This window comes from Fischerella sp. PCC 9605 (assembly GCF_000517105.1).
Taxonomy (GTDB): Bacteria; Cyanobacteriota; Cyanobacteriia; order Cyanobacteriales; family Nostocaceae; genus PCC9605.
This window is the reverse complement of the sequence record NZ_KI912151.1, coordinates 484,382-497,112: the sequence shown is the minus strand read 5'-3', so window position 1 is coordinate 497,112 and position 12,731 is coordinate 484,382. Positions and strand designations below refer to the sequence as shown.

The 12,731-nt window shown below is 44.3% G+C and carries 8 protein-coding genes, 1 tRNA gene and 1 pseudogene; 4 read left to right on the top strand and 6 right to left on the bottom strand.

Annotation, left to right across the window (positions count from 1 at the left end; translation table 11 throughout):
• Position 1 precedes the first annotated feature (1 nt).
• Entirely contained in the window at positions 2–874 is an 873-nt protein-coding gene (lipA, locus tag FIS9605_RS0127245; RefSeq protein WP_026735408.1) for a lipoyl synthase, read from the bottom strand.
• 174 nt (positions 875–1,048) lie between these two features.
• Between lipA and FIS9605_RS0127240 the strand changes: the two genes are divergently transcribed.
• Positions 1,049–1,122 (top strand) — tRNA-Pro (locus FIS9605_RS0127240).
• A gap of 53 nt (positions 1,123–1,175) precedes the next feature.
• Here FIS9605_RS0127240 and FIS9605_RS41955 read toward each other — a convergent pair.
• The 5 genes from FIS9605_RS41955 to FIS9605_RS0127215 all read right to left on the bottom strand — a co-directional run bounded on the left by FIS9605_RS41955 (position 1,176) and on the right by FIS9605_RS0127215 (position 6,723).
• On the bottom strand, positions 1,176–1,346 hold the full coding sequence (locus FIS9605_RS41955; protein ID WP_231510483.1) for a type I restriction enzyme endonuclease domain-containing protein: 171 nt from the start codon (positions 1,344–1,346) through the stop codon (positions 1,176–1,178).
• Positions 1,347–1,593: 247 nt separating this feature from the next.
• Positions 1,594–2,277, bottom strand: coding sequence for a hypothetical protein (locus tag FIS9605_RS0127230; protein ID WP_442854733.1), 684 nt, complete (start codon positions 2,275–2,277; stop codon positions 1,594–1,596).
• 160 nt (positions 2,278–2,437) lie between these two features.
• Positions 2,438–3,565 (bottom strand): D-alanine--D-alanine ligase family protein, encoded by a 1,128-nt coding sequence (locus FIS9605_RS0127225; protein ID WP_026735405.1) that lies wholly within the window; start codon positions 3,563–3,565, stop codon positions 2,438–2,440.
• 147 nt (positions 3,566–3,712) lie between these two features.
• The gene (gene miaB, locus FIS9605_RS0127220) at positions 3,713–5,077 is read right to left on the bottom strand and encodes a tRNA (N6-isopentenyl adenosine(37)-C2)-methylthiotransferase MiaB (protein WP_026735404.1); all 1,365 of its coding nucleotides are present in this window, start codon (positions 5,075–5,077) and stop codon (positions 3,713–3,715) included.
• A gap of 110 nt (positions 5,078–5,187) precedes the next feature.
• Positions 5,188–6,723, bottom strand: a complete 1,536-nt coding sequence (locus tag FIS9605_RS0127215; RefSeq protein WP_026735403.1) for a DEAD/DEAH box helicase family protein — start codon at positions 6,721–6,723, stop codon at positions 5,188–5,190.
• 354 nt (positions 6,724–7,077) lie between these two features.
• On the opposite strand from FIS9605_RS0127215, the pseudogene FIS9605_RS41300 reads away from it, so the two are divergent.
• From FIS9605_RS41300 to FIS9605_RS0127200, 3 genes and pseudogenes are all read left to right on the top strand, one after another.
• A pseudogene (locus tag FIS9605_RS41300) lies at positions 7,078–7,242 on the top strand (adenylate/guanylate cyclase domain-containing protein); the annotation flags it as partial.
• A 340-nt stretch (positions 7,243–7,582) separates the two neighbouring features.
• A complete protein-coding gene (locus FIS9605_RS0127205; RefSeq protein WP_026735402.1) occupies positions 7,583–10,714 on the top strand; it encodes a PAS domain S-box protein in 3,132 nt (1,043 codons plus the stop codon).
• Between the two features lie 161 nt (positions 10,715–10,875).
• Complete coding sequence (locus FIS9605_RS0127200) at positions 10,876–12,723, top strand: tetratricopeptide repeat protein (RefSeq protein WP_026735401.1); 1,848 nt, start codon at positions 10,876–10,878, stop codon at positions 12,721–12,723.
• Positions 12,724–12,731 lie beyond the last annotated feature (8 nt).

Below are 12,731 nucleotides of genomic sequence, written 5' to 3'. Positions count from 1 at the left end.
CTCATTTGCGGGGATAACGCTGCATCAATTCCCTGACTTGCTCTGCATGATATGAGCTTCTTGTCAAGGGTGAAGAGACAACTTGTAAGAATCCTAATTCTTCTCCGAATGACTTCCAAGCAGCAAATTGGTCTGGGTGGATAAACTGATCTACTTTTAAGTGTTTTTGAGTGGGTTGGAGATATTGTCCAATCGTCAAAATATCACAATCTACTGCGCGTAAATCTCGCATGACTTGGCGAATCTCCTCATCAGTTTCGCCCAGCCCGACCATGATACCGGATTTAGTATAAATAGAAGGCGCAAGTTGACGCGATCGCTTTAGTAATTCCAGTGTGCGATCGTAATTGCCTTGAGGACGGACGCGACGATACAAACGCAGAACTGTTTCCGTATTATGGTTAAGAACTTCTGGTTGGGCTTGGAGAATTAACTCCAGCGCTTCCCAGTTACCGCACAGGTCAGGAATTAATACTTCGATAGTGGTTTTGGGTGAGATAGTGCGAATTGCTTCTATACAACGGCTAAACTGCAACGCACCCCCATCTGGCAAGTCATCTCGGTTTACAGAAGTGATCACCACATGATTTAGTTTCATGCGACGCACAGCTTCTGCCAGTCGTGGGGGTTCGGTAGGGTCTAGGGGTTTGGGTTTTTTCTCAAAGTCAATATCGCAGTATGGACAGGCACGCGTACAAGCTGGCCCCATAATCAAAAACGTTGCTGTACCAGCATTGAAGCACTCACCAATATTCGGACAGGACGCTTCCTCGCAAACAGTATTCAGGGCTAAATCCCGTAAAATTTCTTTAACATTACCAACACGCTCCCACTGAGGTGCTTTTACTCGTAACCAGTCTGGCTTAACAATCACAATTTGCTATCACCACTTTCAACTTGTTAAAGTTAATGTTAGCAAGGTTCCGACAAAGGCTGAAGTATGAAGGAAAATCCCTTCTCTAACCTTTACTCTAGTGCTTAGCGTAGACTTCATTTGAAATTTATCAAAGTTTGTGATAATTTCTATATATAGTGGCAATCATAGTGCCGGGATGTAGCGCAGCTTGGTAGCGCACTTCGTTCGGGACGAAGGGGCCGCTGGTTCGAATCCAGTCATCCCGATTTAATTTCAAATTTCCGCTTATATGGTGATAACACAGGTGTAATACAAGTGTCTAAGATATCCAGTTCTTACACAGCAACTCAGCCTGCTGCAAAACGATCGTAGTTGCCTTTTCCTGCTTATCAGGAGGATAGCCGTATTTCTTCAGTAGCCTTTTAACCGTTACCCGCAGCTTCGCCCGTACTCCTTCCTTGTGGTGGCAATGCTGCTGTGAATTGGGCACTATTACACAACTTTTTCCGGAGCGATCGCTCGATCTCTTGGTTTCCGAATTCTCCCTCAAGCCAAACGCGCCCAACTCAAGCAAGTTTTTTCTCTGCTTGTATGAAACCACCCTGCTCTCCCAATTTGGGAGAAGGGAAGGGGTGAGGGAAGTACTATCTTTGACTGCAACCTAGGATTAGCAAGCAGGAGGGCGATCGCCCTTCAGAGACTGCTAATGTAGCAAGCAATTTGCTGATAGAGTTTCCCTACTCGCGTAAAAGCGCAGATAAAGAAGTTTTTTTGCGAATATCCATCATGCTTGCTAAAGATTCTTTATTGTCCTTATTGAAATTTTCTTCTGGTGGCAAAACTGTTATTACTGGTTGTGATTGTTCTGGCTTGGTAGTAGAGGATTTGGGAAGTGAAGGCGGTATAAAATTTGGCAAGTTTTTAGGAGGACGCGGTTCTTGTTTTTGGTGACGGCGTCCTTTTATGTATGATTGATGGCGGTTAAATTTTTTGTGAACTTTTTTTTGCCAGACTGGATAATTAAGCAGCTTAACTACTATAAAGCATCCACTCGCACAACTCATGACGATCGCACCCACCATCCACAAAGGGATGGAACTATTGGCTACATTTGTAGTCTCAGAAGGTGTAGGAATGGATGAATCTAAATCTACATGTTGTATAAATTCTGGTTCTTTACGTTCTACACGCCCTACGTGACCAAGACTGTATAGGGCAACAGTACCACTACTGAGAAAAAGTGTTAGCAGCCCACCTAAAAATAGCCAAGGACATTTTGCAAACAGGTGTATCAGAGAGTTTTCACTTATTTGTAGTTTAGACTTATTTGTTACAGTTTCAGTTGCGGATGCTTGCACTTCCGATGACTGCTGTACACTCTGAGTATTTTCCATGACTACTTTCAGATTTTTACCCCTCATCTCCTTGATTGTACTGGAGGAGTCAGCGATCGCGTATCCGTAGTAGAATCTCGGATATCGGTAGCCATTTTATGAAGTTGAGGCTACTCAAACCGACATTTTCTCTAAAAACTAGTATCTTTTATTACTTAAACCCGTGCGATTGGGAAAATAAGTATTCCTATTCCATGACTTCTGGTGAAGAGTATCTTTCAACAGCCAATTGAATCAATTGGTCAACTAATTCTGGAAAGGAGACACCACTATGATCCCAGAGTAGAGGATACATACTCGTCGCTGTAAAACCCGGTAGAGTATTGATTTCATTAATCAATACTTCACCTGTGGCTTCCACGTAGAAAAAGTCTACCCTGGCTAATCCAGCAGCATCAACGGCTGCAAAAGCTTGCAAAGCCATTTCTTGAATTTGACGGGTAACAATATCTGGTACTGGTGCAGGTATGACTAAATCTGCTTTACCCTCTGTATATTTAGTTTCATAGTCGTAAAAATCACTTTTGTAAGTAATTTCACCGACCACAGAAGCTTTAGGTTGGTCGTTGCCTAAAACAGCACATTCCAATTCTCGGGCTACAACTCCAGCTTCGATAATAATGCGGCGATCGTAACTAGCAGCATTATCCAACGCTGCTTCTAATTCTTGCCGCGATCGCACTTTGGCAATTCCTACCGATGAACCTAAATTTGCAGGTTTGACAAAGCAGGGATAATCCAAGGTTGCTTCAATTTCATCACACAGTTTCGGGAAAATACAAGGATTCGACCAAATTTGGCAACGATTCACCACCTTGTATTTGACTTGTGGCAGTCCAGCTTGGGCAAAAGCCATTTTCATGGCAATTTTATCCATTCCCAGTGCCGATCCCAATACCCCAGAGCCAACAAAAGGCACTTGCATCAAAGTCAGCAAGCCTTGAATTGTACCATCTTCACCGTTAGGGCCGTGGAGAATCGGAAACCAAACTTCCACTTCCCCAACCTGGGAAAGAGATTGCCAACGACTCAGAGATTGCGTATTTGTAACTGACAATTGCGAACTATCACTTTTTAATTGAGGATCGGATGCAGAGTCAGGCAATTGCTGCGGCTTTCCTGATTCTAAGACTTGTTGTGGCACATCTCCTGCCAGCCAGCGTCCATCTTTTTGGATGTAGAAAGGCAAGATTTCGTATTTGCTAGCATTTTGCCCTGCACTCAAAGCTTTGGCGATCGCCCGCGCTGAACTGATCGATACTTCATGTTCTCCCGAACAACCACCGAACAGCAACCCCACCCGCAGCTTTGTCATTTGAATATACCTCCACGCCTCAAATGCAGATAGCGTATCACAACATGTTGGGGAATGGGGAATCGGTATCAGGGATCGGGGATTGGGGATTGGGTAGAATTTAGCCTAGTTCCCAGTCCCTAATCCCCTATCCCCTATCCCTAGTTCTTACACTGACACTGCTTCTCTGACCTCTACCGGTTCACCCGTCAAGCTAAAAGCACGTACTTCGGTAATTTTGACCTTTACTAACTTACCTTTGAGTTCGGTGATGTCACCAGTAAAGAAAGTCAGGCGATTGGTGCGCGTACGCCCCATCACTTGCGTTTTATCTTTGGGATTTTGGTCTTCTACTAAAACTTCTTCGATGCGTCCCATATAACGCTGAGAACGCTCAGCTGCTTTAATAGCAACTAGGTGGTTGAGTCGTTGCAGGCGATCGCTTTTTACCTCTTCACTGATTTGTTCTTCCCACACTGCTGCGGGTGTTCCCGGACGTGGAGAATAAGCGGCAGTATTTAACTGATCAAAACCAATATCATCTACCAGTTTGAGGGTATTTTCAAACTGTTCTTCCATCTCCCCAGGGAAACCAACAATCGCATCAGCACTAATCGCCGCATCCGGCACATACTCACGTATCTTGCCAATAATCCGGCGATATTTCTCGTGAGTATAACCCCGCGCCATGCGTTTTAACACCTCGTTATCCCCCGATTGAAAAGGAATGTGAAAGTGTTCGCATACCTTAGGTAATTCCGCACAAGCCCGAATCAATCGTTCAGTGAAATAACGAGGATGGCTAGTAGCAAATCTTATTCTTTCTATCCCCGGAACATCATGGATATAGTAAAGCAAATCCGTCAACGTATGCTTGTGCCTACCTTCCGGTGTTACCCCTGGCAAATCCCGCCCGTAGGCATCAATATTTTGACCTAGAAGCGTCACTTCCTTATAACCCAGCCGTCCCAGTTCTACCATTTCCGCCCGAATTGCCTCCGGTGTGCGAGATTGTTCCACACCCCGGACATTCGGAACTACACAATAGGTACACCGTTCATTACAGCCATAAATCACATTCACCCAAGCCGTCACCTTGCTATCTCGGCGCGGTTTGGTGATATCCTCCATAATGTGAATCGGCTCGGTTGCCACAACTTGGTTGCCGTCAAATACCTGTTGCAGCAAATCCTTCAGACGGTTAGCATGTTGCGGCCCCATTACCAAATCTAACTCTGGCACCCTTCGTAACAGCGCTTCCCCTTCCTGCTGGGCAACGCAACCAGCAACAATTAACGTTAAATCTGGTTGTTCATGCTTGCGCTTCGCCTGTCTACCAAGATAAGAATATACCTTCTGCTCAGCATTATCCCGGATAGTACAAGTATTATAAAGAATTACATCAGCGTTATTTGGGTCTTCTGACCACTCAAAGCCCATGTCTTCTAAGATGCCAGCCATGCGCTCTGAGTCAGCCTTATTCATCTGGCAACCGAAGGTAGTAATGTGATAATAGCGGCGTGAAGTTGTCATGGGCAATTATACTTAAACACTAAAATTAAAAGGTTTTCTTTAATTGTATTAACTCTAGCTACCAATTACCAAAACATAGTCAACAGTCAACAGCCATTAATCAATCTTGACTACAACTCATCTTCATTTGTAGACTTCTTATTCTCAACAGAATAATTTATTTCCAACTGCTCTGCCGCACGATAACTTTTTTGTTGATTACCCCCATAAATCACCTGTAAATTTCCTCTGTTTTCTTCCTCTCCTCTGCGTCCTCTGTGTGTCTGCGGTTCATTTCTCTTCACACCTCTTCTTCTTGCCGAAGTCCCCTCCTCAGCCGTATCTTCAGCCACCACTTCATACAAAATCGCCTGCTTATTATTCTCCTTTCCCTTCCTTAAAACTCTCCCCAATCTTTGAATATATTCCCTAGCCGAACCCGTACCCGATAAAATAATCGCCACACTAGCCGCTGGTACATCTACCCCTTCATTCAACACATGGGAAGCAATCAAAGTTTTATACTCTCCTTCCCGAAATTTTGTTAATATCTCATGACGCTCCTTCACATGAGTTTGATGTGTAATCGCCGGAATTAAAAACTCTTGAGAAATCCGGTAAACAGTAGCATTATCAGCAGTAAAAATCAAAACCCTTTGGGGATAATGTTTAGCAAGTAAATTTGCTAAAACTCTTAACTTTCCATCCGTACCCACGGCAATTTCTTTGGCTTGGCGGTGCGCTAACATTGCCCTTCGTCCCACTTGCGATCGCGCACTCATTTGCACAAACTTTTGCCAACCTTGAAGACTCCCCAAAGAAATTTTCGATTGCTGCAAAAAATCGTTGCGGACTTGAATCAACTGATTGTACCTTTCACGTTCATGCTGCGATAGTTTCACCTTAATTTGCACCACTTCATGTTCTGCTAACGCCTTCCCCGCCAGTTCTTCAGCCCTTTTGCGGTATACTTCCGGCCCAATCAGGATATTCAAATCCGTGTGTTTGCCATCACTGCGTTCGGGTGTAGCCGAAAGTCCCAATCGATAGGGTGCGATCGCATATTCAGCAATCACCCGATTAAAATCCGTCGGCAAATGATGACACTCATCAAAAATTAATAACCCATACTTATTTCCCAAGCTTTCCGCATGAATAGCGGCGCTGTCGTAAGTTGCTACCAATATTGGCGTCTTATCCCGCGAACCACCCCCCAGTAACCCCACCTCCGCATCCGGAAAAGCTGCTAACAGGTGTGCATACCACTGGTGCATTAAATCTAACGTCGGCACTACAATCAACGTATTGCGCGGCGTCGCTTCCATTGCCATTTGTGCCAAATAAGTTTTTCCCGCTGCGGTAGGAAGCACCACTACCCCTTGTCTTCCTGCCAACTTCCACGCTGTCAACGCCTCAGTTTGGTGAGGGTAGGGTTCCATTTCCAAACTCGAAAGCAATTCGAGAGGATAAAATGCCTTAGCCTCATCGACAAAATTTGTATTGTCTGCTTGCAGTGCTTCCACTAAAGGACGATATTGAATCGCCGGAATGCGGAATTTTTCGACTCTATCATCCCACACAGCGTAATCTGTCCAGGCTTTGCCACGCGGTGGTGGATGCAAAATTAATGTGCCACGATCAAAAGTCAATGTCGGGGTACGAGCCATTTTTCGTATTCTCCTCACTTTCTCATTAGGAATTGTGATTTTTTTTGTTGGTGGTTGTTTGTTCCAAACAACAAACAACCGCCAACCAACAACAAAATATCACTGTACGGGCGCAAAGCCTCGCAGCCCTACTAACCACTAACTACTAGTTCTGTCAAGGTGTAACCTTCAAAATTGAGTTTTCTTTGTGTCTTTGTGTCTATGTGGTTCCAAAATAAATTTAATTAACCACCAAGACGCCAAGACACGAAGTCGAGTCATTAAAAGTCTAGGAATTAATGTCGATTTTTCACTCACCTTGACAGAGGTACTACTAACCACTAACTACTAACCAATAACTAAACGGTAAATACTGCTAGTAGAATGGAATCCCACAGTGTGGCTGGCTGTATCCAGGTTTGTGAAGGAAGTTATCAGCATTTCAAAGAGAAATTTGTGTTGGAAAAAAGAGGATTGATTAAGATTAAAGGAAAGGGAGAAATGATGACTTATTTACTCAAAGGAGCGATCGCTAAGTAGAAGGAAGAAAGAAGAGAAAGATTGTGATTGACTGCTTCCTGTGCCCGGTATTTGGCTTTTAATTATTTCTACTCACTTGATCGGGTGAAAATTATCTTTTGGCTACAAAAATTAAGAAAATTTTAAGATTAAATTGCATGAACATTCATAGCAATAACGAAGTGAGGCAACAACATTTAATCTTTGCTGCCTTTGTTTTTTACTACTTTAGATAGATATACAGCAAGTAACTGTTTGTTACAGATTTTCCGATGCAAAATAGATGTGGAAGGTCGCCCTAGTTGTCTAGGTGATTTTGGCAACAATCCTTTCAGTTAGCTGCACCAAAGGAGAACCCACTTTGAAAGGAATAAGCCCCCGTATAAAGCCCCATGTTGTAGCAGTTTTTACTGTTACTAGCGCTTTGCTGCTAACACTATTGCTACAGCCTTATCTGAAGCTAACTATTTTTTCAATGTTTTTTGCTGCTGTGGCGGTTAGTGCTTGGTATGGAGGCATAATACCGGGGTTTTTAGCCACAGCTTTATCTTGTTTGGCTATAGGCTATTTTTTTCTAGAGCCAATGTACTCACCCTTAGTATATGGTGTAGAAAACATTCTCCAGTTAAGCGTATTTGTATTGGTAACAACACTGATTAGTTCACTTAACTCGGAGTTACGTAGTGCCAAGCAGAGGTTAGAGATGAGTGTGCAGCAACTACAAGCGAACCAAATCAGATTTAGACGGTTTGTAGATGCCAACATCATCGGGGTAATTATAGCGGATTTCAACGGCATGATAGTTGAAGCTAACGATGCCTTTTTAAAGATGGTGGGTTACACGCGGGAAGATTTGCTGTGTGGACGGGTACGATGGCGCGACATAACACCGCCAGAATACCAGTTCTTAAGCGATCGCTTAATTGCAGAACTGAGAACAAAAGAGGTGTGTACGCCGATTGAAAAAGAGTACATTAGCAAAGATGGTAGCCGTGTTCCCGTTCTCATCGGTGGTGCTTTGTTGCCAGAATCGCCATCTCATCAACAAGAGATGATTGTATTTACTTTGGACATAAGCGATCGCAAAGTCACAGAACTTGCCCTCAGAAAAAGCGAAGAACGCTACCGTGCATTTGTGGAACAGAGTTCTGAAGGTATCTGGTGTTTTGAACTGAAAGTGCCAATTTCGCTAGAGTCTCCAGAAGATGAGCAAATTCGGCTTTTTTACCAGTATGCCTACCTGAAAGATTGTAATGATTTCATGGCCAAGATGTATGGCTTTGCTCGTGCCGAAGAAATTATTGGAGTAAGGCTAGAAGACTTTCTCCCTTCAACAGACCAACATAATATTGAATACTTACGTAATTTTATCCGCTCCGGCTATCGCCTGATCGATGCTGAATCCCACGAGGTAGATAAGCATGGTAATTATAAATACTTCTTGAATAATCTTGTGGGAGTTGTAGAAAATGGTGTATTGGTGAGAGCCTGGGGAACTCAACGAGACATTACAGAACGCAAACGGGCAGAAGAGGCGCTACGCCAACGAGAAGATCAACTGCGTCTGATTACCAATGCAGTGCCAGTTTTTATTTCTTATGTTGATGCCCAGCAACGCTACCGCTTTAACAATAAGAAATACGAAGAATGGTATGGACTCTCTGCCACAGAATTTAATGGTAAGCATATCAAAGAAGTTGTGGGTGAATCAGTTTATGAGTCAATTCGTCCGCATGTAGAAACTGTATTATCAGGAGAACAAGTATCTTACGAAACTGAAATACCCGCTCAAGATGGCAGCAAGCGTTGCGTGAATGTCTCTTATGTTCCCCATTTCAATCAAAAGGGAAAAGTAGAAGGCTTTGTTGCTCTCATCAACGATATCACCGAGCACAAACAGGCGGAAGCAGCCCTCAAAGAAAGTGAAGAAAGATTTCGCAAATTAGCAGAAAAAGTGCGCGTAATTCCCTGGGAAGCAAACGCCACCACGGGCAATTTTACTTATGTGGGCCCGCAAAGTGTCGAGATTCTTGGTTATCCCTTATCAGACTGGTACACCGATAATTTCTGGGCGCAACACATCCATCCAGAGGATCGGGAGTGGGCAATCAATTTTTGTATCGATTGTTCGCGTTCCTTGGACAATTACGAGTTTGAATACAGAATGTTAACAGCAGATGGTAGAGTTGTATGGCTGTATGACATTGTGAATGTTGTGCGGGGCAAAGATGAACCGCAGCTGTTGCGTGGCTTGATGATTGATATTACTGAACGCAAACAAGCAGAGCAAGAACGGGAACAACTCCTCCTGCGGGAACAAACAGCACGTGCGGAAGCAGAAACCGCCAACCGGATGAAAGATGAGTTTTTAGCCACCCTTTCCCACGAACTCCGTACTCCCCTCAACGCCATGCTTGGTTGGACACAATTACTTAAGAGTCGTAAATTTGATGAATCGATCACAGCCAAGGCATTAGAAACAATTGACCGCAACACCAAGTCCCTGAGAATGTTGATTGAGGATGTTTTAGATGTATCGCAAATTATTAGAGGAACACTCCACCTCAATCTGCGTCCAGTAGAACTAGAGTCAGTAGTGGAAGCAGCGGTGGAAATCGTGCGTCCAGCAGCTGCGGCTAAGGAAATTCAGATTGAGTGCAATTTCGATTCTGCACTAGGAGTAGTCATCGCCGATGCTAACCGCTTGCAACAGGTAATTTGGAATCTGCTTGCCAACGCCGTCAAGTTCACACCCCAAAGGGGAAGAGTAGATGTGCAAGTAGAACGCATAGATAATGGCGTGCAAATTCGGGTGAGTGACACAGGAGAGGGAATTTCCCCCCAATTTTTGCCCTATGTGTTTGACCGCTTCCGCCAAGCCGATAGTTCCAACACGCGATCGCACGGTGGATTGGGATTAGGGTTAGCGATCGTACGCTACTTAGTAGAATTGCACGGAGGCACAGTTTCTGCCGAGAGTTTAGGAATTGGGCAGGGAGCAACGTTTATTGTTAACTTACCGATGAGAGCTGTTGATGTGGATGTCACCAGTGAATCAGAACAGTTTTCAGTTACTTATGAGGAAAAAATCGCTCAAAATATTATACCGTCTCTGAAAGGCTTGCGAGTGCTAATCGTCGATGACGAGGCAGATGCCCGCGATTTAGTGGTGGCAATCCTTTCCGAATATGGAGCAGAAGTTATGGCCGTTGCCTCCGCTCATGAGACACTAGACACCCTACCACACTTTCAGCCGCACGTGCTAATCAGTGATATCGGTATGCCCCAAGAAGACGGCTACACACTCATTCGCAAAGTGCGATCGCTTCCCCAAAAGCAATGGCGAAACATTCCCGCAGTGGCGCTGACAGCCCACGCCAGCCCAGAAGATCGAGCGCAAGCACTCTTAGCAGGCTTTCAGTTGCATGTTCCCAAACCAGTCAGTCCCATCGAGTTAGCTGTGGTAGTTGCTAACTTGGCTGGACGCACTTAGCGGGGAGGGGGAGAGGGGGAGAGTGGGGAGAATAACCACTAACTACTAACTACTAACCACTAACCACTAACCACTAACCACTAACCACTAACTAATGACCAATGACCAATGACCAATGACTAATGACCTAAAATTAACTTAGTGTGTTCTTGGATTTGAAAGTGTCTGAGTCTGTGTCCCTTCGCGATCGCTATCTCGTCTTAATCGACGAAATCGTCGAAACTACCCTCAAAGGCAAAATTAGCTCTGTTGAGCAAGTGTATCAAATGTTGCTCAAGGGTGTGACAGCTGGGACGGGGGAAATTTTTGAGTTGGCGTTGAGCGATCGCCTCAATGGTATCCAGCAGCAAGTAGACACTGAAAAAGATGAACTCAAAAAAGCCAAAGCTACTCGTAGTCTGAGAGCAATTAAGACGATCCAAACCCAGTGGCAACGCGCTCAAGAACAAAATAAGTCCACAGAAGCTACAGCCACCGCTGTTAAAGAAATTACCACAGCCCCAACTAGAGAGCGGCTTGCTACCTTTTTACGCGTCACCGACCCCAACAGTAAGCATCCTCTCAACTTACAACAGATGCAGCAGTTGTCAAAAGCTTTACAACAATTTGCCCAAGCAGATTCTGATTTGCAGCAAATATCAGAGGGTATAGCGCGTGGTGTAGCCGGTTGGCAGCGACTGCAAGAGCACTTAGTTAGTTGGATGTACGAGCAAAGCCGCGAATCGATAGGATTTGGTGGCATACCAGAAGAACAGGGCCCTTGGGCAACTTGGGCAAAGCAAGTGAACAGCGAGTTACCGCAAGCACTGTTTCGCACTCTGGCTAGGTCGCAATCTGTAATTGAATTTGCCCAGCAGCAACGCAGCATCACCTTGAGTGACTGGGTGGAAATGACACTAATTTTACAGTACTTACAACGAGGGTTAGTCCACTGGTTTGACCAACAACCTTACAACGTCAAAGCTGGGTCAAAGCTGTCAATTTCAACATTTTTGACCTTTGCAGTCATCTGGAGTCAGTTGGCAAATGCTTTTGATGGGGATACATCCTACAGCAACGCAGCTTCGCAAGTAATGTTACAAATTTTGCGAACCTTTGCTCAAAGACTGTATTTTCCCTTATACGGTGGTATCTTCGCCTCATTTTCCGGCAGCTACTTGCGGGATGCGTTGAATTACCTCGATGAACCGCTGCGTAGAGTCGAGGGAACCCAAGAAAAAGCGCGGATTTTGACACTTTTGGGTTATTCTCAACGGGCATTAGGTCTATATGACCGTTCTATTGACTTTCATCAGCAAGCCTTGGAGATAGCGCGTCATGCAGGCGATCGCCCCTGTGAAATCGCCAACCTCAATCATCTTAGCCGTACTTGCGTGCAACAGCAAAGATATGCAGAAGCCATAGATTACAGTCAAAGGGCATTAATTCTGAGTAGACAAACAGGCGATCGCACAGGAGAAGCCTATGCCCTCGTAAACTTAGGCTACAGCGAAGTCATGCAGGCACAGCAACTAGAACAGCTAGAGTCAGAAACCTATGAAATGGCTATTAATTATCTACAACAAGGTTTAAGGCTATCAGAACAATTAGGCGATGTTCAAAGTAAAGCTTTGTGTTTGAGTAGTTTAGGCATCGCTTATTTAGTAATTGGAGAGCCACAAAATGCCATCAAAAATTTAGAAGAAGGCTTTAGAACAGCGCAAACTTCTGGAGATTTATATCTACAAGGATTGAATTTAGCAACTTTAGCCGAAGCAAATTATAACTTAGCAAATTTTGACAGAGCTATTTACACAGGTTGCTTGGGAATGTATTTATTAAACCAAATTGCTTCCCAAGAGTGGCAAAAACCAGCGAGGTTGCTGGTAATTTTGCAGGGACAAATAGGTGCAGAAGCTTTTGGAAATTCCTTGCAGCAAAATCGTTCGAGAATTATTTCAGTAATTGGCGTGGATGGGTATGATTACATCCCGGAATTGTTGGAAGAATACAAGCGTACTGGGGACTAGGGCATAAA

Bases quoted from the DNA above. Each gene is read 5' to 3' on its own strand.
- FIS9605_RS0127215 (WP_026735403.1), bottom strand. From the start codon at position 6,723: ATGGCTCGTACCCCGACATTGACTTTTGATCGTGGCACATTAATTTTG.
- FIS9605_RS0127230 (WP_442854733.1), bottom strand. From the start codon at position 2,277: ATGAGGGGTAAAAATCTGAAAGTAGTCATGGAAAATACTCAGAGTGTA.
- FIS9605_RS0127225 (WP_026735405.1), bottom strand. From the start codon at position 3,565: ATGACAAAGCTGCGGGTGGGGTTGCTGTTCGGTGGTTGTTCGGGAGAA.
- miaB (WP_026735404.1), bottom strand. From the start codon at position 5,077: ATGACAACTTCACGCCGCTATTATCACATTACTACCTTCGGTTGCCAG.